Annotated in this window: 24 protein-coding genes; 5 read left to right on the forward strand and 19 right to left on the reverse strand. The window is 67.0% G+C overall.

Annotation, left to right across the window (positions count from 1 at the left end; translation table 11 throughout):
* Window positions 1–182: 182 nt before the first annotated feature.
* From EZ304_RS14760 to EZ304_RS14820, 13 genes are all read right to left on the reverse strand, one after another.
* The gene (locus EZ304_RS14760; protein WP_142807437.1) at window positions 183–1,256 is read right to left on the reverse strand and encodes an acyltransferase family protein; all 1,074 of its coding nucleotides are present in this window, start codon (window positions 1,254–1,256) and stop codon (window positions 183–185) included.
* 84 nt (window positions 1,257–1,340) lie between these two features.
* Window positions 1,341–2,018 (reverse strand): Fe2+-dependent dioxygenase, encoded by a 678-nt coding sequence (locus EZ304_RS14765; RefSeq protein WP_142807438.1) that lies wholly within the window; start codon window positions 2,016–2,018, stop codon window positions 1,341–1,343.
* 10 nt (window positions 2,019–2,028) lie between these two features.
* Window positions 2,029–2,748, reverse strand: coding sequence for a tetratricopeptide repeat protein (locus EZ304_RS14770; RefSeq protein WP_142807439.1), 720 nt, complete (start codon window positions 2,746–2,748; stop codon window positions 2,029–2,031).
* A gap of 68 nt (window positions 2,749–2,816) precedes the next feature.
* Complete coding sequence (locus EZ304_RS14775) at window positions 2,817–5,105, reverse strand: TonB-dependent receptor (protein ID WP_142807440.1); 2,289 nt, start codon at window positions 5,103–5,105, stop codon at window positions 2,817–2,819.
* A 147-nt stretch (window positions 5,106–5,252) separates the two neighbouring features.
* Window positions 5,253–5,657: a hypothetical protein gene (locus tag EZ304_RS14780; protein WP_142807441.1), complete on the reverse strand. Its 405-nt coding sequence runs from the start codon at window positions 5,655–5,657 to the stop codon at window positions 5,253–5,255.
* A 174-nt stretch (window positions 5,658–5,831) separates the two neighbouring features.
* A complete protein-coding gene (locus tag EZ304_RS14785; protein WP_012479365.1) occupies window positions 5,832–6,164 on the reverse strand; it encodes a non-heme iron oxygenase ferredoxin subunit in 333 nt (110 codons plus the stop codon).
* Window positions 6,161–6,700, reverse strand: a complete 540-nt coding sequence (locus EZ304_RS14790; RefSeq protein ID WP_099553072.1) for a GNAT family N-acetyltransferase — start codon at window positions 6,698–6,700, stop codon at window positions 6,161–6,163. Before EZ304_RS14790 ends, EZ304_RS14785 begins: the two co-directional genes overlap by 4 nt.
* A 101-nt stretch (window positions 6,701–6,801) precedes the next feature.
* The gene (locus EZ304_RS14795) at window positions 6,802–8,058 is read right to left on the reverse strand and encodes a cysteine desulfurase (RefSeq protein ID WP_099553071.1); all 1,257 of its coding nucleotides are present in this window, start codon (window positions 8,056–8,058) and stop codon (window positions 6,802–6,804) included.
* Entirely contained in the window at window positions 8,055–9,317 is a 1,263-nt protein-coding gene (gene sufD / locus EZ304_RS14800) for a Fe-S cluster assembly protein SufD (RefSeq protein ID WP_142807442.1), read from the reverse strand. The genes EZ304_RS14795 and sufD overlap by 4 nt, the downstream gene beginning before the upstream one ends.
* Window positions 9,317–10,081 carry a Fe-S cluster assembly ATPase SufC gene (gene sufC / locus EZ304_RS14805; RefSeq protein WP_142808106.1) on the reverse strand — a complete coding sequence of 255 codons (765 nt, stop codon included), beginning with the start codon at window positions 10,079–10,081 and terminating at the stop codon, window positions 9,317–9,319. The genes sufD and sufC overlap by 1 nt, the downstream gene beginning before the upstream one ends.
* Before the next feature lie 2 nt (window positions 10,082–10,083).
* Window positions 10,084–10,488, reverse strand: a complete 405-nt coding sequence (locus tag EZ304_RS14810; RefSeq protein ID WP_106549260.1) for a hypothetical protein — start codon at window positions 10,486–10,488, stop codon at window positions 10,084–10,086.
* Window positions 10,485–11,960, reverse strand: a complete 1,476-nt coding sequence (gene sufB, locus EZ304_RS14815) for a Fe-S cluster assembly protein SufB (RefSeq protein WP_010483551.1) — start codon at window positions 11,958–11,960, stop codon at window positions 10,485–10,487. Before sufB ends, EZ304_RS14810 begins: the two co-directional genes overlap by 4 nt.
* A 17-nt stretch (window positions 11,961–11,977) precedes the next feature.
* Complete coding sequence (locus tag EZ304_RS14820; RefSeq protein ID WP_005408436.1) at window positions 11,978–12,433, reverse strand: SUF system Fe-S cluster assembly regulator; 456 nt, start codon at window positions 12,431–12,433, stop codon at window positions 11,978–11,980.
* A 208-nt stretch (window positions 12,434–12,641) separates the two neighbouring features.
* On the opposite strand from EZ304_RS14820, the gene EZ304_RS14825 reads away from it, so the two are divergent.
* The gene (locus tag EZ304_RS14825) at window positions 12,642–13,109 is read left to right on the forward strand and encodes an SET domain-containing protein (RefSeq protein WP_010483549.1); all 468 of its coding nucleotides are present in this window, start codon (window positions 12,642–12,644) and stop codon (window positions 13,107–13,109) included.
* Between the two features lie 72 nt (window positions 13,110–13,181).
* On the opposite strand, the gene EZ304_RS14830 is transcribed toward EZ304_RS14825, so the two are convergent.
* The 4 genes from EZ304_RS14830 to EZ304_RS14845 all read right to left on the reverse strand — a co-directional run bounded on the left by EZ304_RS14830 (window position 13,182) and on the right by EZ304_RS14845 (window position 15,404).
* Window positions 13,182–13,778, reverse strand: coding sequence for a DUF1439 domain-containing protein (locus EZ304_RS14830; RefSeq protein WP_014036282.1), 597 nt, complete (start codon window positions 13,776–13,778; stop codon window positions 13,182–13,184).
* A gap of 82 nt (window positions 13,779–13,860) precedes the next feature.
* Window positions 13,861–14,391: a hypothetical protein gene (locus EZ304_RS14835; protein WP_142807443.1), complete on the reverse strand. Its 531-nt coding sequence runs from the start codon at window positions 14,389–14,391 to the stop codon at window positions 13,861–13,863.
* Window positions 14,392–14,442: 51 nt separating this feature from the next.
* A complete protein-coding gene (locus EZ304_RS14840; RefSeq protein WP_099553066.1) occupies window positions 14,443–14,751 on the reverse strand; it encodes a DUF3861 family protein in 309 nt (102 codons plus the stop codon).
* A 254-nt stretch (window positions 14,752–15,005) separates the two neighbouring features.
* The gene (locus tag EZ304_RS14845; RefSeq protein ID WP_010483539.1) at window positions 15,006–15,404 is read right to left on the reverse strand and encodes an HU family DNA-binding protein; all 399 of its coding nucleotides are present in this window, start codon (window positions 15,402–15,404) and stop codon (window positions 15,006–15,008) included.
* Between the two features lie 371 nt (window positions 15,405–15,775).
* Between EZ304_RS14845 and EZ304_RS14850 the strand changes: the two genes are divergently transcribed.
* Window positions 15,776–16,207 (forward strand): OsmC family protein, encoded by a 432-nt coding sequence (locus EZ304_RS14850; RefSeq protein ID WP_049430047.1) that lies wholly within the window; start codon window positions 15,776–15,778, stop codon window positions 16,205–16,207.
* A gap of 161 nt (window positions 16,208–16,368) precedes the next feature.
* Here EZ304_RS14850 and EZ304_RS14855 read toward each other — a convergent pair whose 3' ends face one another.
* Window positions 16,369–17,247 carry a PhzF family phenazine biosynthesis protein gene (locus EZ304_RS14855; RefSeq protein WP_142807444.1) on the reverse strand — a complete coding sequence of 293 codons (879 nt, stop codon included), beginning with the start codon at window positions 17,245–17,247 and terminating at the stop codon, window positions 16,369–16,371.
* Window positions 17,248–17,378: 131 nt separating this feature from the next.
* Entirely contained in the window at window positions 17,379–18,251 is an 873-nt protein-coding gene (locus EZ304_RS14860) for a PhzF family phenazine biosynthesis protein (protein ID WP_142807445.1), read from the reverse strand.
* Window positions 18,252–18,326: 75 nt separating this feature from the next.
* Here EZ304_RS14860 and EZ304_RS14865 point away from each other — a divergent pair, with 75 nt between their 5' ends.
* The 3 genes from EZ304_RS14865 to murD all read left to right on the forward strand — a co-directional run bounded on the left by EZ304_RS14865 (window position 18,327) and on the right by murD (window position 23,740).
* Window positions 18,327–20,921, forward strand: a complete 2,595-nt coding sequence (locus EZ304_RS14865) for a bifunctional aspartate kinase/diaminopimelate decarboxylase (RefSeq protein ID WP_142807446.1) — start codon at window positions 18,327–18,329, stop codon at window positions 20,919–20,921.
* Between the two features lie 76 nt (window positions 20,922–20,997).
* Window positions 20,998–22,350: a UDP-N-acetyl-alpha-D-muramoyl-L-alanyl-L-glutamate epimerase gene (murL, locus tag EZ304_RS14870; RefSeq protein ID WP_099553061.1), complete on the forward strand. Its 1,353-nt coding sequence runs from the start codon at window positions 20,998–21,000 to the stop codon at window positions 22,348–22,350.
* The gene (gene murD, locus EZ304_RS14875; RefSeq protein ID WP_142807447.1) at window positions 22,331–23,740 is read left to right on the forward strand and encodes a UDP-N-acetylmuramoyl-L-alanine--D-glutamate ligase; all 1,410 of its coding nucleotides are present in this window, start codon (window positions 22,331–22,333) and stop codon (window positions 23,738–23,740) included. Before murL ends, murD begins: the two co-directional genes overlap by 20 nt.
* Window positions 23,741–23,771 lie beyond the last annotated feature (31 nt).

A 23,771-nucleotide genomic window follows, 5' to 3' on the forward strand; every position in this document is an offset into this window, starting at 1 on the left:
CTGGGACGACGGCTGAAACACGGAAATTCCAGGCTGGAACGATGCGGAAGCGAAGCGCAGGCGGCGTTGCGATGCCGAATCGCTGGCACTCACGTTCATCCGCAGGACGACACCGGAAGGATTCTAATTGGGAATCATTGTTAAGTGCAAATGTGATTGATTCACGGTCGGGAGGGCCGACGTCAAGCGGGTTGCGGGCGCCGACGGTGCAGCTTGCGCGCGAAGGACTGAAGTGGCTGCTCCACCCATTTGAACAATACTTGGCTGGCAATCAGGCAGAGCGATAGTGCTCCGACGAGAAAAAGCACGTGCTGAAACCATGAATGAGGCCCGCCGAGCTTGTTTGCCAGTACGACACACAGCGAGATGATGAAGAAATGCGACAGGTAAAGAGAATACGAACTATCGCCGAGCGAGTGCAGCCACGCTGGTAGGCGTGGCCGACGATGTGCTTCCCAGTTCACCGCGCCAAGGACCACCGCTGCGCTGGCGCTCCCGAACAGGGCAACGCGTCCCAGCTCGCCTGGATGCTCGACGCCTGCAGCGTTCAGCCAGATGGCTGCGCAGACAAACATGCCGATGCCGCACAACAGCAGCGGCAGGCCGAGCCTGGCTGGCACTCTGCGCCAGTGCAGACCGATCAACGCTCCTGCAATGAACTCCCAGGTCAACGGTGATGATGCTAGGTGCATCGCTGGCGTTGTCTGCAGGCGCAAGGTCAGGACGATTGCCACGAGAAGCGCCCAGCCCAACAGGTAGGCTGTCAGCCTGCGCTCGGGAACCAGGCAGATCGCAATTGCCATGGCCAGATAGAAATATGCTTCATGCACCAGTGTCCAACCCACCGGAATGATCAGGGAGGCGCCGGGGGGCCAAAGCAGGAACGATGAAATCAGAGTTTGCGTATCAAACGCCGAGTTGGTGACTGGATTGCGCGCTACCCAGAATGCGCTCCAGGCTGCAATGCCTGCGCTCAACAGCCAGTAGATCGGCAGCACACGCCACGCCCGGCGGCTAAGGAACTGTAGTGATGCGCTTGGACTCTGGTATCGACCGGCAGCGATGACGGTCATTACGAAACCGGAAATGACGAAGAACAGATCGACGCCGCTGTATCCAAAGCGAATCCAGGAGGGGAGTAGCGAGTTGCTTGCTCCAGCCGCTGCTTCAAAGCCCTTCAGATGAAACAGCACGACGGCCAGCGCCGCAATGCCGCGAAGTACCTGAATCGATGCGAAGGATTCAATTCCGTTCATTCCCTGAACCGTGTCGACCTGCTCCTGCGGAGAAGACTACAACAGGTCAGGGGTGCGGAAGACCTTCAAGGCAAATGGACAGGCTCAGACTTCGCTCCAGCGCCGCAGCAGGTTGTGGTACACGCCGGTCAGCTGCAGCACCGCTTCGGCGTCGCCACCGGTCTGCCGCAGGCGTTCGATCGAGCCGTCCATCTCCCACAGCAGGCGCCGCTGCACGTCGTCGCGGATCATGCTCTGCACCCAGAAGAACGAGGCCACGCGCGCGCCGCGGGTGACCGGATTGACCTTGTGCAGGCTGCTGGACGGGTACACGATCAGGTCGCCAGCGGGCAGCTTCACTTCGTGTTCGCCGTAGGTGTCGCTGATGATCAGCTCGCCGCCCTCGTACTCGTCCGGATCGGACAGGAACAGGGTGCAGGAGATGTCCGAGCGCAGCTGCTCGCCGTTGGCCAGGTTCATCACCGCGCCGTCGACATGGAAACCGTAGGTGCCGCCACCGCTGTAGCGGTTGAAGCGTGGCGGCAGGTACTTCAGCGGCAGCGCCGCGCTGAAGAACAGCGGGTGCCGGGCCAGCGCAACGAGGATGGTCTCACCCAGTTCGCGGCGCAACGGCGATGCCTCGGGCAGCTGCTGGTTGTGCTTGGCCTGCGCCCCCAGATGGCCGACGGTTTCGCGGCCATCGGTCCAATCGGCGGCATCCAGGCGACGTCGGAATGCGGCCACCTGCTCGGCGCTGAGAATGTCGGGGATGTGCAGCAGCATGTAGGACTCCTCAGGGGGACGGCGGTGCGACCAGGGCGCGCACCTGCGGATGTGGGGACGCCGCCAGTTCCGGCACGATGTGCGCCATGAACGCCGGGCTGCCGTGGGCCAACGCCAGTTGCAGCCAGTGCACCGCCTGCTCGATCTGGCCGTCCTGCAGCAGGATCGATGCGTAGTTGGCCTGGCCGCGGAAATCGCCGGTCTCGGCGGCGCGCCGGTACCAGTCCAGCGCGGCCTGCGGATCGCGCCCGATCTCCAGGCCGTCCTCGAGATGGCGGGCCAGCAGGTTCATCGATTTGGCGTGGCCCAGGTGCGCGGCGCGGGTGTACAGCGCCAGCGCCTGCGCGCGGTCCTGTGGTACACCGCGGCCGGTGGCCAGCAGGTTGGCCAGGTTGTACAGGCCCCAGTCCAGGCCGGTATCGGCCGCGCGCCGGTACCACACCGCCGCCAGCGTCGGGTCGGCGACGGTGCCCTGGCCCAGCTCATGGCAGCGGCCGAGCATGTTCATCGCCATCGGTGCGCCGTTGTTGGCGGCGGTTTCGTACCAGAGTAGCGCGGCAGAGGCATCCTGCGCGGTGCCTTTGCCTTCCATGTGCATCTGCGCGAGCAGCAGTTGTGCATCGACCTGGCCGGCCTGCGCGGCATCGCGGATGTGCGCGAACGCGGCAGGCGGGTCGTGCTGCAGCAGCGCGGCCAGGGCGTCGCTGTCGATGGGAGTGCGGTTGGCCATGCAGTGAGTATCGCCGGAAACAAAAACGGCGGCAGGAGACCCTGCCGCCGTGGTGGAGCGGAGCTACATCAGAACTTCACGTTCAGTGCCAGGGTGGCCGAGCGACCCGGGGCGATGCTCGCGTAGTGCGAGGCATAGGCCTTGGTGAAGTAGGTCTTGTCGGTCAGGTTCTGCACGTTCAGCTGCAGGCTGATGTTGTCCTGGATTGCGTAGCTGGCCATCGCGTCGAAGCGGGTGTAGCTGGCGATCCACTTGGTGTTGGCGACATCACCGTACTGCTTGTCCGAGTAGAACGCACCGGCGCCGACGGTCAGGCCGATCGGGAAGCGGTAGGTGGTCCACAGGTTGGCACTGTGCTTGGCGGTGTTCGGGAACACGTTGCCGTTGTTCGGCGACGGCACGTAGACGTTGGACGGGCAGGTGCGGCCCGACACGGCGCAGACGAAGCCGTTGTCCTTCAGTTCCGAATCCAGGTAGGTGTAGCCGCCATACAGGCTCCAGGCATCGGTCAACTGGCCATTGAAGCCCAGTTCGAAGCCGTTGATTTCCTTCTTGCCGGCATTCTGGCTGGTGCCGTTGTCGATGGTCACACGTGCGTTGTTCATCACGGTGTGGAAGATCGCGGCGGTCAGGTTCAGGCGGTTGTCGAGCAGGTCCCACTTGGTACCCAGTTCGAGGTTCTTGGTGTCCTGCGGCTTGAGGTCGGCCACGGCGGCGCTCAGGCCGTCCGAACCGTCACCACCGTCCATGCCCGGCGGGGTCGAGGAGGTGCCCCACGACAGGTAGATGCTGCCATTGGCGGCCGGCTTGAATACCGCGCCGGCCTGGTAGTTCAGGAAGTCGTTGTCATTGCGCACGCGGGTCGGTGCCGCGCCCGCCACCGGGGTGGTCAGGGTGGTGCTGTAATCGTCGTAGCGCAGGCCAACGTTGAAGCTCCACTGCGCGGTGAGCTCGATGGTGTCGAACAGATACGCGGACGTGGTCTTGGTGCGCTGCTCGACGTCCAGCGCCTTGTCGCTGCGGTACACCGAGTGGGTAGCCGCCCACGGATCGTTCGGGTTCGGGTTGGCGAAGCTGGTGCAGTTGTAGCCGGTGGCCGCACCGGTGGTCGGGCACTTGCTGTTGCCGGTCAGCGGGTTGCTGGTGCCCGGGGTCATCAGATAGCTGCCGCGGGTCATCTTCTCGTCGCTGTACTCCACGCCCGCGCTGTAGCTGTGCTTGAGCGCGCCGGTCTGGAAGGCGCCGGTCAGGCCCAGCTGGTCGGCGAAGCTCTTGACGTCAACGGCGCGGGTGTTGGTACGGCGCCACAAGGTGCCGTAGTTGTTCGGGTTGCCCTGGCTGTCGTCCGGCTGGGTCCACAGGTAATCGTTGCTGGTGTTGCCCAGGCGGGCGATGTTGCGCAGCTTGTGGCCGCCGAAGTCGTAGCTGGCGTCCAGGGTGCTGATGTCGGCGCGGGTGCGCTGGAAATCACGATCGACCAGGCCGTAGTAGTTGTTGCGGTCCGGCACCATCGGGCGGCCATCGACCCACTTCGAGGCCGGCGCACCGTTCGGGTTGCCGTACGGGAAGCCACCCGCGTCCGGCAGGTCATCGCTCTGCATGTGGTAATGGCTGGCGATCAGCTGCGCCGGGCCGTTCAGGCCGAATGCGATGGACGGCGCGATGCCCCAGCGGCTGACGTTGGCCGCATCACGGCCGGCGATGTCCGATTCGTGCTTCATCAGGTTCAGGCGGGCGGCGATGCCATCGCCCAGCACGTAGTTGGCGTCCACGGTGCCGCGGGCGTAGCTGTCGGTGCCGATGCCCATGCTGGCGCTGGTCTCGTTCTTCAGCTTCGGCGTCTTGCTCACCAGGTTCAGGCTGCCACCACCGGAGTCACGGCCGCCGTAGGCCGAGCTCGGGCCCTTGACCACTTCCACCTGCTCCAGGTCGAAGATTTCGCGGGTCTGCGAACCGACGTCGCGCAGGCCGTCGACGAACACGTTGCTCTGCGAATCGAAGCCACGGATGAACGGGCGATCGCCGGTCGGGTTGCCGCCTTCGCCGGCACCGAAGGTGATGCCCGGCACCATGCGCAGCGCATCCTGCAGGTTGGTCGCGCCGGTCTCGGTGATCAGCTTCTCAGACACGATCGAGACCGACTTCGGGGTGTCCAGAAGTTCAGCGGTGAACTTCGGCGAGGACGGATTGAACCAGCTGCCGCGCACCTGCACTTTGTCCAGGTCAGTGGCCTTGCTGGTGCCGGAGGCGGCGCCGTCGGCGGCCTGTGCGGCCAGCGGTGCGAAGCCGGCGGCCAGGGTGGCCGAGGCGAGCAGGGAAACGCGCGGGGCGTACTTGCGGGTCTTGATGTGGGTCATGGTCTGGGTGGCGGTGGCTTGGATCGGGAAAGGGTGCGGGCCGGCACGCAGGCGTGGCGGCAGGCAGGAGGCGGGTGCTGTAGAGCCGAGCCGATGCTCGGCTGGCCCGAAACGCAATGAGGCGCACGGCAAAGGCCGCAGGGCGCCTCAGCTGGCGTGCGGTGCGGGCGGTGCGTGGCCGGGGTTCAACCGCAGTGCGGGATCGTGCAGCTGCCAGCGCAGGGCGTCGGAGCGCCACAACGGGATGTGTGCGACCAGGGTGGCACGCGCGGGGGCCAGGCCGGTGCAGGGTGTACTGCCCTCGCCATCAAGCGGTGGCTCGGGGGCAGGGGCGGCGTGTTGCGGGCATTCGTCGGCCGGCGTTTCCGGCAGCGGCATGGTCTGCAGCAGATCATCCGCGTGTGCCTGCCAGCCATGTGCGGCCGGATCGCTGGCACGCCCCTCGTGCAGCGCCGACCAGCCCAGCAGCAGCGTCAGCAGCACGGCCACAAGCAGCGGCCACCCCTGGCGGGCAAGCTGGCACAGCGTGGCGGTGGGCGCGGGCGAAGCCATGGCGCAGGAGCGGAGTCGTTACGAAGATGTTACGTAGAATAACATCAACGATAATGATTCGCATGTACGGGGTATGGTGGGCCGCCGGGGCGGCCTTGGAGCGCCCTGGGAAGGCCCTTGTGGGCCTCCTGTGGGTCCACCCCACAGGTGGATGCCCTTGTTCAAGGCGCGGCTTTAGTCTCGGTCGTCGCGGGTCCAGACCGCGTCGTGCTCCCGCTTTACCGGGAACTTGGGCACCGGGGTATAGGCCGGGGCGCACAGGGCGCGGCCATCGCGCACGTCGAAGCGCGCGCCGTGCAGCACGCACTCCACGCTGCCTTCGGTGGTGTTGAACTCGCCCGAGGACAGCTCGAACTCTTCATGCGTGCACTGGTCTTCCAGTGCGTACAGCTCGCCGTCGAGGTTGAACACCACGATCGGCGTGCCGGTCACTTCGTCGAACACGCTCTTCATTTCGCCCGGCAGCAGCTCGTTGCCGGCACAGACAAAGGTCCAGGCCTCGCTCACGCGGCGGCTCCGGCCAGCGGCTTTTCCAGGATCTCGAAGCGCAGGTCGTCGCGCTTGGGGATGCCGAAGCGTTCGTCGCCATACGGGAACGGCTTCTTGATGCCGGTACGGCTGTAGCCGCGACGCTCGTAGAAGGCGATCAGTTCGTCGCGCACGTCGATGACGGTCATCTGCATCACCGGCACGTTCCATTCGCGCGCGGCGTGCGCTTCGGCGGCATCCATCAGCTGCTTGCCGACGCCACCGCCCTGCTGGGCCGGGTCGACCGAGAACATGCCGAAGTAGCCCTTGCCGTCGACATCGGCGACGTGGGCGCAGGCCACCAGTTGGCCCTCGCGTTCGGCCAGCAGGATGGTGGAGCGCGGGCGGTCGAGGTCGCCCTGGATGCCTTCGGCGTCGATGCGGGCACCGTCCAGCAGGTCGGCTTCGGTGGTCCAGCCGACGCGGCTGGCGTCGCCGCGGTAGGCCGAGGTGACCAGGGTGATCAGGGCGGGGATGTCGGCCGACGTGGCGGCGCGGTAGGTCAGGGTGCTCATCGGCCCATTCTAGGTGGGCCGTGGGCGGGCGCAAATGGGGGAGCGGCGTGGGGTCAGAGCCCTTTCGCTGGGCGAAAGGGCTCTGACCCCGTCTGCCGGGCTCAGCCCAGCAGCTTGCGTACCTTGGTCAGCGCGGTCATGAAGCGCTCGATCTCGGCGTGGGTGTTGTAGAACGCCAGCGAGGCACGGCAGGTGGCCGCCACACCGAAGTACTGCAGCAGCGGGTGCGCGCAGTGCTGGCCCGATCGTACGGCCACGCCTTCCAGGTCGAGCAGGGTGGCCAGATCGTGGGCATGCGCGCCATCGATCAGGAACGAGACCACGGCGGCCTTCTCCGGCGCTTCGCCGATGATGCGCAGGCCGTCAACGCGGCGCAGCTCTTCGGTGAAGTGCGCCAGCAGTTCGGCCTCGCGTGCTTCCACGTTCTCCTGGCCAAGCTGCTGCAGGTAGTCGGCAGCCACGCCCAGGCCGATGAAGCCGGCGATGTTCGGGGTGCCGGCTTCGAACTTGTGCGGGGCATCGTTGAATACGGTGCCGTCGAAGCTGACTTCCTTGATCATCTCGCCGCCACCGAGGAACGGCGGCATCGCATCAAGGTGCTCGCGGCGCGCCCACAATGCGCCGGTGCCGGTCGGGCCACACATCTTGTGGCCGGTGATGGCGTAGAAGTCGCAGCCGATCGCGGCCACGTCGACCTTGCGGTGCGGCACTGCCTGCGAGCCGTCGACCACGGTGATGATGCCGCGCTTGCGCGCTTCACGGCAGATTTCGCGCACCGGGTTGACAGTGCCTAGCACGTTGGACACGTGGGTGACCGCCAGCAGCTTGACCTCGGGGGTCATGGCAGCACGCAGTGCATCCAGGTCCAGCGCCCCATCTGGAGTGATCTCGGCCACACGGATGGTGGCGCCGGTACGCTGGGCGACCAGCTGCCACGGCACGATGTTGGCATGGTGTTCCATGCGGGACACCAGGATGACATCGCCGGCCTTCAGCCGCGGCAGCGCCCACGAGTACGCCACCAGGTTGATGGCGAAGGTGGTGCCGCTGCACAGCACCAGGTCGCTGGGGCGCACGTTGAGGAAGCGCGCCAGCTTGTTGCGTGCGCCTTCGTAGGCATCGGTGGCTTCGCTGCCCAGTGCATGCACCGCGCGGCTGACGTTGGCGTTGTAGCGGCGGTAGAACTCGTCCACCGCGCCGATCACCTGCACCGGCTTCTGGCCGGTGTTGGCATTGTCGAAATAGACCAGCGGCTTGCCGTGCACTTCGCGCATCAGCAGCGGGAAGTCGAGGCGGACGCGGTCCCAGTCGGGGGCACCGCTGGGGGTTTCGATCGGGCGCGGGGTGGACAGGTTCATGCCACACCCGCCTCGGCCAGGGCCTTGTCCAAACGGCGTGCCAGCTGCTCGCGCAGGGCGTCCGGCAGGACCTTCAGCGGCTCGTGGCAGAACGCGGCGCTCAGCAGTGCCTGCGCCTGTGCCTGCGGCAGGCCGCGCGAGCGCAGGTAGAACAGCGCATTGGCATCGAGCTGGCCGACGGTCGCACCGTGCGCGGCCTTCACTTCATCGGCGTCGATCACCAGCGTCGGCTGGGTGTCGATCTCGGCATCGGCCGACAGCAGCAGGTTCTTGTTGGACAGGTTCGCGTCGGTGCCGTCGGCGCCTTCGCGGATCTGGATGCCACCATGGAACACCACGCGGCTGCGGTTGGCGGCAACGCCACGCCACAGCAGCTCGCAACTCGTATCGCGTGCGATGTGGTCGATGCCCAGGCGGGTTTCGACGTGGCGGCGGCCATTGCCAAGCAGCACGCCGTTGGCGGTCAGCTGGGCGTTGTCGCCTTCCAGGCGCACGTTCAGTTCATGGCGGCTGAGCGCGGCGCCCAGTTCCAGGTCGACGCGGTGGTACTGCGCGTCACGTGCCAGCACCGCGTCGGTGCGCAGGAAGCTGGTCTGGCGCGCGCTGCCGGTCTGCACGCGGGCGTGCTTGAGCACGGCATCGCGGGCGACATGGGCGTGCAGCACGGTGTTGTCCAGGTGGGCCGAATCGCCGACGCTGAAGCGGTGCTCGACCACACCCAGGCTGGCGCCGGCACGCAGTTCGATCAGGTGGCGGTGGTGCCAGGCCAGGTCGGTCTCGCCGGCGACGCTGGCGAATACCAGCTGCAGCGGCGCTTCGACCTGCACGCCTTCGTCCACGCGCAGCACTACGCCTTCATCGGCCAGTGCGGCGTTGAGGCGGGCGAAGATCTCCTCGCTGCGCTCGTAACGGCGGCCAAGGAAACGCACGGCGTCTTCGCCGGATGCCAGTGCGGCCGACAGCGGCTGCAGCTGCACGCCGGCCGGCAGGGCCTGCACGTCGCTCAGCGCGGCATCCAGGCGGCCGTTGACGAACACCAGGCGCGGTGCCGGGATGTCCTCCAGCAGTGCGGCATCCAGTGCCGGCGGGGTCAGCGGTGCGGCGGCGAACGCACGGCGCTCCAGCTGGCGCAGCGAGGTGTACTTCCAGGCTTCGTTGCGCGCAGCCGGCAGGCCATCGCGCAGGGCCGCGTCGAGCACTTCGCGGCGCGCATCGCTGCCGCAGAAGGCCTGGGCCATGGAGTCGAGCAGGGCGCTCATCAGACCGCCGCCTCGCGCACCACGCGATCCTTCAGGAAATCGTAGCCGTGCGCTTCCAGTTCCAGGGCCAGCTCCGGGCCGCCACTCTTGACGATGCGGCCATCGGCCAGCACGTGCACCACGTCCGGCTTGATGTAGTCGAGCAGGCGCTGGTAGTGGGTGATGACCAGGAACGAACGGTCGGCCGCACGCAGTGCGTTGACGCCGTCGGCCACGCTCTTCAGCGCGTCGATGTCCAGGCCCGAATCGGTTTCGTCGAGGATCGCCAGCTTCGGCTCCAGCACGGCCAGCTGGAAGATCTCGTTGCGCTTCTTCTCGCCACCGGAGAAGCCTTCGTTGACGCCACGGTGCAGCAGTTCGTCCTTCAGGTGCAGCACGGCCAGCTTCTGGCGCACCAGCTTCAGGAACTGCATGGAGTCCAGTTCGTCTTCACCGCGTGCCTTGCGCTGTGCATTCAGCGCGGCGCGCAGGAAGTAGGTGTTGTTCACGCCCGGGATTTCCACCGGGTACTGGAACGCCAGGAACAGGCCGGCGGCGGCGCGCACTTCCGGGTCCTGGTCGAGCAGGTCGACGCCGTCGAACTGCACGCTGCCTTCGGTCACTTCGTAGCCGTCGCGGCCGGCCAGGACATTGCCCAGGGTGGACTTGCCGGCGCCGTTGGGGCCCATGATGGCGTGCACCTGGCCGGGCTTAACATCCAGCGACAGGCCCTTGAGGATTTCCTTGTCGCCGATGCGGGCGTGGAGGTTTTCGATCTTCAGCATGGTCATGACTTGGTTGATTTCGGGGCTGCGGGGTCGATGCGGACGATCTGCACCGTGCCGTTGCCGGGCTGCCCAGGTTGAGCGGGGAGGGCGGAGAAGACCACGAGGATCTCTTCACCGGGTTCTTGCAGGCAGGAGACCGGGAGGGAGGCCTGTCGGATGGATTCGGCAGCGGCGCGATCCAGCTCACGGTTGCGCGAACTCAGGAGCGGCCGGATCGCGTCGAAGCTGCCGTCCTGCCGCGTCGTCAGCAGCATGGAAAATTCTTTCGGCGTGGAGATGACCGTGCCGGCGGGCAATTTGACCGGGGTCGCACCCGCCAGGTCTTCGGGGGTGCAGGCCGCGTTTGCCACCGCCCAGGGCGAAAGGCCCAGCAGCAACAGTGCGGGCAAAGACGTACGCATCATCCGACGCTTCCCTCCAGCGAGACTTCCAGCAGCTTCTTGGCTTCCACCGCGAACTCCATCGGCAGTTCGCGGAACACCTGCTTGCAGAAGCCGTCGACGATCATCGACACCGCGTCTTCCTGGCTGATGCCACGGGCGCGGCAGTAGAACAGCTGGTCGTCGGAGATCTTGGAGGTGGTGGCCTCGTGCTCGACGGTGGCGCCGGGGTTCTTCACCTCGATGTAGGGGAAGGTATGGGCACCGCATTGCTTGCCGATCAGCAGCGAATCGCACTGGGTATAGTTGCGCGCGCCATCGGCGTTGCGGTCCACACGCACCAGGCCGCGGTAGGTGTTCTGGCCGCGGCCGGCGCTGATGCCCTTGCTGACGATCTTGCTCTTGGTGCGCTTGCCGATGTGGATCATCTTGGTGCCGGTGTCGGCCTGCTGGCGGTGATGGGTCAGCGCCACGGAGTGGAACTCACCGACCGAGTCGTCGCCCAGCAGTACGCAGGACGGGTACTTCCAGGTGATCGCCGAGCCGGTCTCGACCTGGGTCCAGGTGACCTTGCTGCGCGCGCCACGGCATTCGGCACGCTTGGTGACGAAGTTGTAGATGCCGCCGACGCCGTTCTCGTCGCCCGGGTACCAGTTCTGCACGGTGGAGTACTTGATCTCCGCGTCTTCCAGCGCCACCAGCTCGACCACTGCAGCGTGCAGCTGGTTCTCGTCGCGCATCGGCGCGGTGCAGCCTTCCAGGTAGGACACGTAGGCCTTGTCCTCGCACACGATCAGGGTGCGCTCGAACTGGCCGGTGTGGCCGGCGTTGATGCGGAAGTAAGTGCTCAGCTCCATCGGGCAGCGCACGCCCTTGGGAATGAACACGAAACTGCCATCGGAGAACACCGCCGAGTTGAGCGCGGCGAAGTAGTTGTCACCCACCGGCACCACGGTGCCCAGATACTGGCGGACCAGCTCCGGGTGTTCCTTGATGGCCTCGGACATCGAGCAGAAGATGATGCCCTTCTCGGCCAGTTCCTTGCGGAAGGTGGTACCGACGGACACCGAGTCGAACACCGCGTCCACCGCCACGCCGGCCAGCTTGGCGCGCTCGTGCAGCGGCACGCCCAGCTTGTCGTAGGTGTCCAGCAGCTCCTTGGGCACGTCATCCAGCGAGGCGTACTTCGGGCCCTTCGGCGCGGAGTAGTAGCTGAGCGCCTGCAGGTCGATCGGGGCGATCTCCAGCTTGGCCCAGTCCGGCATCGGCATGGTCAGGAAGTGGCGGTAGGCGTCCAGGCGCCACTGCGTCATCCACTCCGGCTCTTCCTTCTTGGCCGACAGGGCACGGATGGTGTCCTCGTCCAGGCCCGGCGGCAGGGAGTCCGATTCGATCTCGGTGATGAAGCCGGCCGAATACTTGCGGCCGAGCTGCTCGTGGATCTCGCGGTTGGGGGTGTCGTCGTGGGCGACGTTTTCGATGGTTTCGGTGGCCATGGGGGGCTGCCTACGGATCAGGAGACGACGTCGACAGCGATGGTGCGGCGCTGTTCGTCATCGGCAAGGGGGAGAGGGGGCAGGATCTGGGCGAGGGTGACATCGCGCAGGGCCTCGGAAACCACGTCGTTGATCAGCCGCCAGCTGCTGCGCGCGCCGCACTTGGGCGCCATGCCGCACTGGTGGTGGTCGTGGCTGCATTCGGTCAGGGCCAGCGGCCCTTCCATTGCTTCGACCACTTCGAACAGCGAGATCTCGATGGCCGGGCGGGTCAGCCGGTAGCCGCCACGCACGCCACGCAGGCCTTCAACCAGGCCGGCCTGGGCCAGCGGCTTGAGCACCTTGCTGACGGTGGGCGGCTCCAGACCGGTGAATTCGGCCAGCTCGGTGGCACTGAGTACCTCGCCCGGACGGGCGGCAAGCACGGTCAGTACCACGGTGGCGTAATCGGTGAGCTTGGTGACACGCAACATGGGAATGCGAGCGGTTCTTAAAGCGGACTGAAATTGTACGCTTTTATTCGCCGGCATCCAACCCGGGCATTCAGCCGGCGCTGGGGCCGGGCCGGGAGGACACACCGGGGCCGTTGCCAGGCGCAATGCTGCGCCAACGGGGTGATTTTCGCAATCACCCGGAATGGGCGAGAATCAGCGTTCCTTTCGCTGCAGACCTCCCTTGCCGATGCCCAAGAAGATCCAAGCCCGCAAGTCCGCCATCCACGGCAACGGTGTTTTTTCCGTGGCCCCGATCAAGCAGGGCGAGCGCGTGATCCAGTACAAGGGCCTGCTGCGCAGCCACGGCGACGTTGATGCCGATGACAGCGGCGACGTCGAAAGTGGCCATACCTTCCTGTTCACCCTCAATGACGACTGGGTGATCGATGCCAACTACAAGGGCAATGACGCGCGCTGGATCAACCACAGCTGCGACCCGAACTGCGAAGCAGTGATCGAGGAAGACGAGGACGGTGACAGCCGTGGCGACAAGGTGTTCATCGAAGCGCTGCGCGACATCAAGGCCGGTGAGGAACTGACCTACAACTACGGCATCACCCTGGCCGAGCGCCACACCGCCAAGCTGAAGAAGATCTGGGAGTGCCGCTGCGGCTCGCCCAAGTGCACCGGCACCATGCTGCAGCCCAAGCGCTGACCCGCAATGGGTAGTGCCGGCCGCTGGCCGGCACACACGTGAAAAGCGTGCCGGCCAGCGGCCGGCACTACCTTATTTGCCCAGCACGCCTGCCGGCACCAGGTTGCCCAGGTTCTGGTTGAAGGTGACCACCAGCTTGCCGTTCTTCACCTGCGCCGACTGTACCTGCAGGGCGCCAAGTACACCGGCCACGGCCGGATCCAGCTTGTAGATCGGCTCGCGCTGGGCGTAGTCGCTCAGCCAGGCGTTGAGCAGGCCGCGGGTGCGCGAGTCGAGACGACCGCCCTGGTTGGCGGGGGTGAAGTCATCCACGCTGGGCTGCTGCAGGTGGAAACCCTGGGTCTGCGCGTCGTAGCGCAGGCCGCTGCTGAGCTTCACCGTACCCAGTCTGGCCGGATTGCCACCGGCGGTGGCCAGTGCAACGTCCATGCCGAGGTTCAAGCGCTCGCCGGCCGGGAGGCTCAGCTGGGGGTGGCTCATGGTCAGCGCGATCAGTCCGCCCAGGGCGTCCTGGGTGCGCGGGAAGCTGCCATCGAGGTACTGCTGCACATCGCTGGCGCCCACCGACAGTTCGCGGCCGGAAATGGAAGGGGCGGCCTGGGCACCGATCGCGGCTGCGATCAGTACGGTGGAGGCGGCGAGGCGGGTCATCAGGGAACGCAGGCGCATGGCGGTGACCGCTGGACAGGGAATGGATGGAGGAAAGAGTAGCCGGGGCGGCTGAATCGTGCGTGCATGCCGCTGCAACGGTTCAGTCCAGCGTTGGCCGCAGTTGCGCCGACTGGATCTGCCAGGCGCGGCCATCGGGGCTGGATTGCACGCGGTACCAGCCGCCGAAGCGGAAGGTGCCTTGTGCGGTGGTCGCGCGGAGCCGCACCGGCACCTCCAGCAACCGGGATGGCTGCCGGCCGTCGCGTGCCAGCGGGGTTCCGCTGTCCAGGCGCAGCGTGCGCAGGTCCTGCAACTGGCGTATCGCAGCGTCATCTGCGCGGTGCGGATCGGCCGGTGGCATCGCCCATGCCGCGTCGCTGGCGCTGCGGTTGCGGTTGAGCAGCGCGATCACGTAGCGGTTGAGCATCACCGAAGGTGGTTCGGCGTCGGCAGCGACCGCGGCGAACAGCGGATCGATCGTTGCTGACTGCGGGGGCGCTGCGTCGGTGTCTGCAACGGCCTGTGCTCCCGCGCTGGCTGGTGATGGCGCAGGCGCAACGTCCGGTTGTGCAGTGGGCCTGGAACAGCCCAGCAGCACCAGTGGCGCGATCAGGAATAGAGTCCTGCGCATGCCTCCTCCCCGAGGCGACGTGGAGAAGGCAGTGTATCGACTGCGCCCCGGTCAGCGGGAGGTGGGCAACTGTTCCAGTGCATCCAGCGCCGGCAGCACCTGCCCGGCGATGGCGGCCAACGCGTGTCCATCGGTTTCGGCGTGGCGCTGCACGATGTCGCGCAGCAGCTGGGTGGCAATCACCAGGGTCGCACGTTCATCGCCGCTGAGCCCGGCGGTGCGCGGTGCCGCTTCCAGCAGGCGCATCAGGTCGCGGCTGGCGCGATGTTCCAGTTCGATGGTGCAACGCCCGGTGCACTGCACCCCGTCCTTTTCGATGGGGGTCACCGAGATCCGGTAGCGGGTGGAGGGGCTGGCCATGAGGGGATGCTCGCCGTAGCTGTGGAGGATGTGCCAACGATAGGCAAGGCCACGGCCGGCGGCGACGGCCGGCGCTGCACGCAGTGTTCCACCCGGTACGTTCCGGCACCGCCGCAGGCGGGGCCCAGCCAATGGCGACGGGCCTGTACGGGCATTCCCGGGGATGCGGCAACGCTGTGTTGCGGGCCGTGGTTGGGACAAAAAAAACGGGACGGCCGGAGCCGTCCCGTCGGAATCCGCGTTGGGGCGCGCGCTTACAGCGCGGCGTCCTTCAGCTTCTTCAGCGGACGCACCTTCAGCTTGGTGGTAGCCGGCTTGGCGGCGAACCACTGTTCTTCCTTGGTGAACGGGTTGATGCCCTTGCGCTTCGGCTTGGCCGGCACATTGACGGTGGTGATCTTCAGCAGGCCCGGCAGGGTGAAGGAGCCAGCGCCCTTCTTGTGCACCGAGGATGCGACGGCGCTTTCCAGCGAGGCCAGCACAGCGCGGACGTCCTTGGCGATGACGCCGGAGGCTTCAGCGATGTGTGCAACCAGGCCGGACTTGGTCAGCACTTCCTTGATCGGCTTCGGAGCGGCCGGCTTGGCGGCTGCCTTCGTCGCGACTTTCTTCACTGCCTTCTTCGGGGCAGCCTTCTTAGCGGTCTTTGCCATGGTTTCCTGTTCCGTGAACGGTTGGTTGTTTGGTCGGCGCCGAACCCCGTCGGCAAGCGCAATGTAGGGCAACTCTCGGGCGCCGCCAATAGCCCGAAGCGCGGAAAGTGCATGTTTTTTCATATCCAGGCCGATTCAGTACATGGCCGGCGATGGCGGACGGGGGTGTCGGGGCGCGGCTGGCCGCCAGCGCCTGGTCATCGGCAGGATGCGCGAAACCACTGAAAACAAGGGGGAAATGCGTTTCCGGCTGGTGAGGAAGTGTCCATCTGCCCAGCGCCGGAGCGACGTGGCGCGTGCGGCGGAGCGACGCAGGGCTAACGCGCCACGTGCGAGGGTGATCGTTCATCACCGTCACGCAGGAGCAGCACATGGGAATCTCGCGACACGCCACCGCGCACTGGGAAGGCGACCTGAAGTCGGGCAAGGGGCAGTTGAGCACGCCGCAGAGTGGCCTGCTGGACAAGACCCGCTACGGCTTCAACAGCCGTTTCGGCGACGAAAAGGGCACCAATCCGGAAGAACTGATCGCTGCCGCGCACGCCGGCTGTTTCACCATGGCGCTGTCGGCCAAGCTGGGCGAAGCCGGCTTTACCCCGACCTCGCTGGATACCGAAGCCAAGGTCGATCTGTCGCTGGAAGGCGGCCCGCAGCTGTCGCAGATCCGGTTGAAAGTGAAGGCCGTTGTGCCGGGTATCGACGCGGCGAAATTCCGCGCGATTGCCGATGATGCCAAGCAGAACTGCCCGGTGTCCAAGGCGTTGAGCGCGGTGCCGATCAGCCTGGAAGCCGAGCTGGGCTGACCCAGGGTAGTGCCGGCCGCTGGCCGGCAACTGCATGAATCGATGATTGCAGAGGCAGCCGGCCAGCGTTATGGCGGCCTTCCTGGCCGCCACCCTCCGGGCCGTCGCGTCCGACGTTGGCAGCGGCTCCTGCCGCTGCCTTCGGCTCTACCCTGCGGCGTTTACCAGTCAAGGGTGCCGGTAATCACCGTCTGCACCTGGCCGCCGGACCAGACCTCGCCGTCCTCATCGACCAACAGGGTCAGGCGCGCATCGTGGCCGACTTCGCGGCCCTGGCTGACTTCGTACGGCGCACGGCCCCGCGGCAGGGCCTCGCGCAGGTCCAGCCACGCGGCCAACACGGCGTTGGCGGCACCCGAGGCGGCGTCTTCGAAGCGGCGACCGTTGCCGACGAAGGCGCGCACGGCCAGGTCGAATCCCTCGCGGCCATCGCTGAAGGCATAGGCGAACACGCCCATGCTGTCGGTGGATTCAGCCAATGCCGCCACCGCATCCCAATCCGGACGCAGGGCGCGCAACGCGGCTTCATCGGCCACCTGCACCACCCACCAGCTGCGGCCACCCTGCATGCGTGCCGGCGGCAACGTGCCCAATGGCCAGCCCTTCAGTGCTGCCTGCAGCCGCGGATCGGTGGCCTCGGCGGTTTCGGCCAGCTGCGCGCGCGGGGTGCGGATGGCGATGCGCTGCTGCGCGCCTTCGCCACTGACACGCAGCGGCAGGGCGCCGGCAATGCCGTCCTGCACCAGCACACCGTCGACCGGTGCGGCCAGGCCCGCCTGCAGCACCGCATGCGCGGTACCGACGCTGGGGTGGCCTGCGAACGGGACTTCCTTCTGCGGGCTGAACATGCGCAATCGATAGCTGGTGCCGGGCGCCTGCGGCGGAAACACGAAGGTGGTCTCCGGCAGGCGCGTCCAGCGCGCGATGGCCTGCATTCTGGCGTCGTCCAGGCCTTCGGCGTCGAGTACAACGGCCAGCGGATTGCCAGCGCCGGCGCGCGGGGAGAACACATCCAGCTGCAGGAAACGACGGGTGGTCATCGGGGCAAAACTCCAGTAAACAGGCGGCATAGCGTAGCGCGCGGCACCCAAAAGGGGACGGAGGGAATTAAGTCGCTTTTGCCCCATGTGCCATAAGCGACTTAATTCCCTCCGTCCCCTTTTTCCGTGCGCTACCAGCGAATGTGTCCGTCGATGACCGGCTGCACCTGGCCGCCAATCCACACCGTGCCCTGCGCATCGACCTGTACCTGCACGAGGCCATCGCGTCCCACTTCACGGCCCTGGCTGGCCACGTAGCGGCCCTCGTGGCCGGGCAGGGCATCGCGCTGCCGCAGCCAGGCGCCAATCAGCGCATTGGCGCTGCCGGTCACCGGGTCCTCGGGCACGCTTGGCGCATCAGCGGGGCAGAACGCGCGCACCACGCGGGTGTGGTCGGTGCCGGCTTCGTCGGCGAATACCGCCACGCCCGTGGCATCGGTCGCCCGACTCCAGCCGGCCAGCGCGGCCATGTCCGGCACCAGGCTGCGCACGGCGGCGGCATCGCGCAGTGGCAGCAGCCACCAGCGTGCACCGTTGTCCCACAATTCGGGTGCGTGCCCGCTGGCCGCCAGCGCCAGCAGCTGCTCCGGCGCGGCGTCCGCCGTCGTGTCCAGTTGTCGTGCCGGTGGGCTGGCCAGCTGGATCTGCAGTGCCTCGGCCGGGCCGCTCACCCGTACCGGCAGCAACCCCGCCGCGCATTGCTGCAGCAGGGCGCCGCCGCGCGGTTGCGCCAGGCCGCAGGTCACCGCCACCCACGCCGCACCGACGCTGGGATGCCCGGCGAACGCCAGTTCCCGGGTCGGGGTGAAGATGCGGATGTGGTAGTCGGCGCCGGGCGCGCTGGGGCGCAGGAAGAACACCGTCTCGGACAGGTTCAGCCAGGCGGACAGGGCCTGCATCTGGCTGCCGGAGAGCCTGTCGGCGTCCAGGATGGCGCCCAGGGGATTGCCGGTGCCAGGGCGGGGGGCAAAGACATCGAGCTGCAGGTAACGGAGGACGGCCATCTACGGGGATATTGCGCTTAGAATCAAAGGTTCCGCCCCCGAGGGCGGCTTCCCCACATTCTACATAGCCAATCCATGTCAGCTTCCCCCCTTGTCGATCGTTGGATCGTACTGAAGTTCGGCGGCACCTCGGTGTCGCGTCGTCATCGCTGGGACACGATCGGGAAGCTGGCGAAAAAACGTGCGGAAGAGACCGGCTCGCGCGTGCTGGTGGTGGTGTCGGCGCTGTCCGGGGTCACCAACGAACTGACCGCGATCGCCGATGGCGCGCCGGACAGCCGTGATCGCGTGGCCGCGCTGGTCGAGCGCCACGAGGGCTTCCTGGTTGAACTGGGCCTGGGCCGTGAGGTGCTGGCCGAGCGCCTGGCGGCGCTGCAGGGCCTGTTGGACGATGCGCGCGCCGCGACCCGTCCGCTGGAATGGCAGGCCGAGGTGCTGGGCCAGGGCGAGCTGTTGTCCTCCACCCTGGGCGCGGCCTATCTGCACGCGTCGGGCCTGGACATGGGCTGGATGGATGCCCGCCAGTGGCTGGATGCGATGCCGCCGCAGCCGAACCAGAGCGACTGGTCGCAGCGCCTGTCGGTAAACTGCCAGTGGCGCGCCGACGCGGAGTGGATGCAGCGCTTCCGCGCCCAGCCGACCCGCCTGCTGATCACCCAGGGCTTCATTTCCCGCCATGCCGACGGCGGCACCGCCATCCTCGGCCGCGGCGGCTCGGACACCTCGGCGGCGTACTTCGGTGCGCTGCTGGGGGCCAGCCGTGTGGAGATCTGGACCGATGTGCCGGGCATGTTCAGCGCCAACCCGAAGGACGTGCCGGACGCACGCCTGCTGACCCGCCTGGACTATTACGAAGCGCAGGAAATCGCCACGACCGGCGCCAAGGTGCTGCACCCGCGCTCGATCAAGCCGTGCCGCGATGCCGGCGTGCCGATGGCCATCCTCGATACCGAGCGCCCGGAACTGCCGGGTACCAGCATCGATGGCAGTGCCGCACCGGTGCCGGGGGTGAAGGCGATCAGCCGCCGCAACGGCATCGTGCTGGTGTCGATGGAAGGCATCGGCATGTGGCAGCAGGTCGGCTTCCTGGCCGATGTGTTCAACCTGTTCAAGAAGCATGGCCTGTCGGTGGACCTGATCGGTTCGGCCGAAACCAACGTCACCGTGTCGCTGGACCCGTCCGAGAACCTGGTCAACACCGATGTGCTGGCCGCGCTGTCGGCCGACCTGTCGCAGATCTGCAAGGTGAAGGTGATCGTGCCATGCGCGGCGATCACCCTGGTTGGTCGTGGCATGCGTTCGCTGCTGCACAAGCTGTCGGATGTGTGGGCCACCTTCGGCCGCGAGCGCGTGCACATGATCTCGCAGTCGTCCAACGACCTGAACCTGACCTTCGTCATCGACGAGGCCGATGCCGATGGTCTGCTGCCGGTGCTGCACGCCGAGCTGATCGACAGCGGCGCGATGCCAGTGGAAGAGACCGAAGTGTTCGGCCCGCGCTGGCGCGAGATCGCCGGCACCGTGCGCCCGCGTGGCACGCCGTGGTGGCGGGGCCAGCGTGCGCACGTGCTGCAGCTGGCCGATGCCGGCACGCCGCGCTACGTCTACCACCTGCCGACGGTGCGCGCCCGCGCCCGTGCGCTGGCTGCGATCAAGCCGATCGACCAGCGCTACTACGCGATCAAGGCCAACAGTCACCCTGCCATCCTGCAGCTGCTGGAAGCCGAAGGTTTCGGCCTCGAGTGCGTATCGCACGGCGAGCTGAAGCACGTGTTCCAGCACCTGCCGGAACTGTCGCCCAAGCGCGTGCTGTTCACCCCCAGCTTCTGCCCACGCAGCGAGTACGAAGCCGCATTCGCGCTGGGCGTGACCGTCACCGTCGACAACGTTGAAGCACTGCAGCGCTGGCCGGACCTGTTCCGTAACCGAGAGCTGTGGCTGCGTGTCGACCTGGGCCGTGGCGAAGGCCACCATGCCAAGGTCCGTACCGGCGGCAAGGACTCCAAGTTCGGCCTGCCGATCGCCCGCGTCGACGAGTTCGTGCGCGCGGCCACCGATCTGGGCAGCCGCGTGGTCGGCCTGCATGCGCACCTGGGCAGCGGCGTGGAGACCGCGCAGCACTGGCGCCTGATGTGCGATGAACTGGCCGGTTTCGCCCGCCGCATCGGCAGCGTGCAGACCATCGACATCGGTGGCGGCCTGCCGATTCCGTATTCCGCCGAGGACGAGCCGTTCGACCTGGATGCCTGGGCCGAGGGCCTGGCCGAGGTCAAGGCGCTGCATCCGGCCTTCCGCCTGGCGATCGAGCCGGGCCGCTACCTGGTGGCCGAGTCCGGCGTGCTGCTGACCCATGTCACCCAGGTGGTGGAGAAGGACGGCGTGCGCCGCGTCGGCCTGGATGCTGGCATGAACGCACTGATGCGCCCGGCCCTGTACGACGCCTGGCACGACATCGAGAACCTCAGCCGCCAGGGTGGGTATGCCGAGGCGGCGTTCGATGTGGTTGGCCCGATCTGCGAATCCAGCGATGTGTTCGGCAAGCGCCGCAAGCTGCCGGTGTCGACCGCGCCGGACGACGTGATGCTGATCGCCGATGCCGGCGCCTACGGCTATTCGATGGCCAACACCTACAACCAGCGGATGCTGCCGCGCGAAGACGTGATCGAATGATCGCCGCGCGCGCCCTGCACCCGCCCACCGACACGCCCCGCGCCATCGCGCGGGCCCGTGCCTGACCGGATACACCATGACTGCTTTCGACAAACACCAGGTTTCCCGCTTCCGCTTCGTCCGCTGCGAGTTCGCCGCGCAGACCGGCGTGGCCAAGCTGGTCTATGCCTTTGATGACGGCCCGGAGATGGTGGAGACCATCACCGTGCCGGGCGCCCCGTTCGTGCTGGACGAGGCGCGTACCGCTGCCGTGCAGCGCGCGCTGCAGCTGCTGCACCTGATCGCCGGTGTCAGCTACTACAAGGCGGGCGTACCGGAGACGGTCAGCATCGACAGCTATGCCATCGATGCCGATACCGCTGCGCTGGTGGAGACGGTCTATCTCAACGGCCTGGGTGAATTCGCGTACCGCAACGGCCTGAACCTGCGCGGGCGCTTCCGCCTGCCGGTGCAGGGCGAAGCGGTGCAGGCGCCGGTGCTGGGCCTGCAGCCGCACGCGCTGGTGGCGATCGGCGGCGGCAAGGATTCGCTGGTCAGCATCGAAGCGCTGCGCCGTGCCGGCGTGGACGAAACGGTGACCTGGATCGGCGGTTCGCAGCTGATCCGCGCCTGTGCCGAGCGTACCGGCCTGCCGACGCTGAACCTGGGCCGCGCGCTGGCGCCAGAACTGTTCGAGCTCAACCGCCAGGGCGCCTGGAACGGCCATATCCCGGTCACCGCGGTGAACTCGGCGATCATGGTGCTGGCCGCGCTGCTGCAGGGCGTGGACCAGGTGGTGTTCTCCAATGAGCGTTCGGCCAGCTACGGCAGCCAGATTCCGGGCACCGGCGAAGTGAACCACCAGTGGTCCAAGGGCTGGGCGTTCGAGCAGGCCTTCGGCAGCCATGTGCAGGCGCACGTGGCGGCGGACCTGCAGTACTACTCGCTGCTGCGCCCGATGTCCGAGCTGGCGGTGGCCCGCCAGTTCGCCAAGACCGACTTCTACGACGCGCACTTCTCCAGCTGCAACCGCAACTTCCACATCCTCGGCGAGCGCCCGGTGAACCGCTGGTGCGGCGTCTGCCCGAAGTGCCATTTCGTGTTCCTGGCGCTGGCCCCGTTCATGCCCAAGACGCGCCTGGTGCGCATCTTCGGCCGCAACCTGCTGGACGATGCCGAGCAGGCCGGTGGTTTCGATGCGCTGCTGGAATTCCAGGACCACAAGCCGTTTGAGTGCGTCGGCGAAGGCCGCGAATCGCGTGCGGCGATGGCGACCCTGGCGCAGCGCCCGGAGTGGAAGGAAGACGTGCTGGTGAAGCGCTTCTGCAATGAGATCCAGCCGCAGCTGGATGCCGCCGAACTGGAACTGGCACCGCTGCTGCAGCTGCAGGGCGAGCACCGCGTTCCGGCTGCGCTGTGGGAACGGGTGCGTGAAGATTTCGAAGCTTGAAGGAAAGCGCGTTGCGCTGTGGGGCTGGGGCCGTGAGGGCCGCGCAGCGTTTGCGGTGCTGCGTGAGCGACTGCCCACGCTGCCGCTGAGCCTGTTCTGCCCGGCGGCCGAAGTCGAGGCCGCGCGTGCGGAAACGCAGGGCGTGCTGGACGTGCGTGGTGAGCCTTCTGCTGAAGCGCTGGCCGCGTTTGACGTGGTGATCAAGTCTCCCGGCATCAGCCCGTACCAGCCGATCGCGCTGGCGGCGGCGGAGCAGGGCACCACCTTCATCGGTGGCACCGCGCTGTGGTTTGCCGAGCATGCGGCTGCCGATGGCATCGTGCACGACACCGTGTGCGTGACCGGTACCAAGGGCAAGAGCACCACCACCGCGCTGGTCGCGCACCTGCTGCGTGCCGCCGGCCACCGTACCGGTCTGGTCGGCAACATTGGCCTGCCTCTGCTGGAAGTGCTGGACCCGCAGCCCGCGCCCGATTACTGGGCGGTGGAACTGTCCAGCTACCAGACCGGCGAAGTGGCGCGCAGTGGCGCCCATCCGCAGGTAGCGGTGGTGCTGAACCTGTTCCCCGAACACCTGGACTGGCACGGCAGCGAACAGCGTTATATCGAAGACAAGCTGCGGCTGGTGACTGAAGCCGCGCCGCGCATCGCCGTGCTCAACGCCGCCGATCCGCACCTGGCCGCGCTGTCGCTGCCTGACAGCGAAGTGGTCTGGTTCAACCAGCCGCAGGGCTGGCATATGCGCGGTGACATCGTGCATCGCGGTGAGCAGGCCGTGTTCGATACCCGCAACACACCGCTGCCGGGCCGCCACAACCGCGGCAACCTGTGCGCGGTGCTGGCCGCGCTGGAAGCGCTGGGGCTGGACGCGGTGGCGCTCGCGCCGGCGGTGCAGGATTTCCGGCCCCTGCCGAATCGCCTGCAACGCATCGGCGCGGCCGATGGCCTGACCTACGTCAACGATTCGATCAGCACCACGCCGCATGCCAGCCTGGCTGCGCTGGAGTGCTTTGCCGGGCAGCGTATCGCGCTGCTGGTGGGCGGGCACGACCGTGGCCTGGACTGGAGCGATTTCATGCAGCACATGTCGCACGACGTGCCGCCGGTGGAGATCGTGACCATGGGCAGCAACGGCCCGCGCATCCACGCGATGCTGCAGCCGCTGGCCGATGCCGGTCGCTTCGGCCTGCACGCTGCAGGTGATCTGCCCGAGGCGATGGCCTTGGCGCGCGCCGCGCTGGGTGCGCAGGGTGGGGTGGTGCTGCTGTCGCCGGGCGCGCCGAGCTTTGGCGCCTATCGCGACTACGTGGCGCGTGGCCGTCATTTCGCTGAGCTGGCCGGGTTTGACCCGGAGAGCATCAGCGCGATTCCGGGGTTGGGTATCGCTTGAAGGTAGTGCCGGCCGCTGGCCGGCAACCTCC

The organism is Stenotrophomonas maltophilia (assembly GCF_006974125.1).
In the GTDB taxonomy this organism is placed as follows: Bacteria; Pseudomonadota; Gammaproteobacteria; order Xanthomonadales; family Xanthomonadaceae; genus Stenotrophomonas; species Stenotrophomonas maltophilia_O.

What these genes read in the sequence shown, in the direction of transcription:
- EZ304_RS14810 (WP_106549260.1), bottom strand. Translation starts at nt 10,488, where the DNA reads ATGATGCGTACGTCTTTGCCCGCACTGTTGCTGCTGGGCCTTTCGCCC.
- EZ304_RS14855 (WP_142807444.1), bottom strand. Translation starts at nt 17,247, where the DNA reads ATGACCACCCGTCGTTTCCTGCAGCTGGATGTGTTCTCCCCGCGCGCC.
- EZ304_RS14825 (WP_010483549.1), top strand. Translation starts at nt 12,642, where the DNA reads ATGCCCAAGAAGATCCAAGCCCGCAAGTCCGCCATCCACGGCAACGGT.
- EZ304_RS14865 (WP_142807446.1), top strand. Translation starts at nt 18,327, where the DNA reads ATGTCAGCTTCCCCCCTTGTCGATCGTTGGATCGTACTGAAGTTCGGC.
- EZ304_RS14820 (WP_005408436.1), bottom strand. Translation starts at nt 12,433, where the DNA reads ATGTTGCGTGTCACCAAGCTCACCGATTACGCCACCGTGGTACTGACC.
- EZ304_RS14850 (WP_049430047.1), top strand. Translation starts at nt 15,776, where the DNA reads ATGGGAATCTCGCGACACGCCACCGCGCACTGGGAAGGCGACCTGAAG.
- EZ304_RS14795 (WP_099553071.1), bottom strand. Translation starts at nt 8,058, where the DNA reads ATGAACCTGTCCACCCCGCGCCCGATCGAAACCCCCAGCGGTGCCCCC.
- EZ304_RS14790 (WP_099553072.1), bottom strand. Translation starts at nt 6,700, where the DNA reads ATGAGCACCCTGACCTACCGCGCCGCCACGTCGGCCGACATCCCCGCC.
- murL (WP_099553061.1), top strand. Translation starts at nt 20,998, where the DNA reads ATGACTGCTTTCGACAAACACCAGGTTTCCCGCTTCCGCTTCGTCCGC.
- EZ304_RS14765 (WP_142807438.1), bottom strand. Translation starts at nt 2,018, where the DNA reads ATGCTGCTGCACATCCCCGACATTCTCAGCGCCGAGCAGGTGGCCGCA.
- EZ304_RS14780 (WP_142807441.1), bottom strand. Translation starts at nt 5,657, where the DNA reads ATGGCTTCGCCCGCGCCCACCGCCACGCTGTGCCAGCTTGCCCGCCAG.
- EZ304_RS14830 (WP_014036282.1), bottom strand. Translation starts at nt 13,778, where the DNA reads ATGCGCCTGCGTTCCCTGATGACCCGCCTCGCCGCCTCCACCGTACTG.
- EZ304_RS14775 (WP_142807440.1), bottom strand. Translation starts at nt 5,105, where the DNA reads ATGACCCACATCAAGACCCGCAAGTACGCCCCGCGCGTTTCCCTGCTC.
- EZ304_RS14760 (WP_142807437.1), bottom strand. Translation starts at nt 1,256, where the DNA reads ATGAACGGAATTGAATCCTTCGCATCGATTCAGGTACTTCGCGGCATT.
- EZ304_RS14770 (WP_142807439.1), bottom strand. Translation starts at nt 2,748, where the DNA reads ATGGCCAACCGCACTCCCATCGACAGCGACGCCCTGGCCGCGCTGCTG.
- sufB (WP_010483551.1), bottom strand. Translation starts at nt 11,960, where the DNA reads ATGGCCACCGAAACCATCGAAAACGTCGCCCACGACGACACCCCCAAC.
- EZ304_RS14860 (WP_142807445.1), bottom strand. Translation starts at nt 18,251, where the DNA reads ATGGCCGTCCTCCGTTACCTGCAGCTCGATGTCTTTGCCCCCCGCCCT.
- EZ304_RS14835 (WP_142807443.1), bottom strand. Translation starts at nt 14,391, where the DNA reads ATGCGCAGGACTCTATTCCTGATCGCGCCACTGGTGCTGCTGGGCTGT.
- EZ304_RS14840 (WP_099553066.1), bottom strand. Translation starts at nt 14,751, where the DNA reads ATGGCCAGCCCCTCCACCCGCTACCGGATCTCGGTGACCCCCATCGAA.
- sufC (WP_142808106.1), bottom strand. Translation starts at nt 10,081, where the DNA reads ATGCTGAAGATCGAAAACCTCCACGCCCGCATCGGCGACAAGGAAATC.
- sufD (WP_142807442.1), bottom strand. Translation starts at nt 9,317, where the DNA reads ATGAGCGCCCTGCTCGACTCCATGGCCCAGGCCTTCTGCGGCAGCGAT.
- EZ304_RS14845 (WP_010483539.1), bottom strand. Translation starts at nt 15,404, where the DNA reads ATGGCAAAGACCGCTAAGAAGGCTGCCCCGAAGAAGGCAGTGAAGAAA.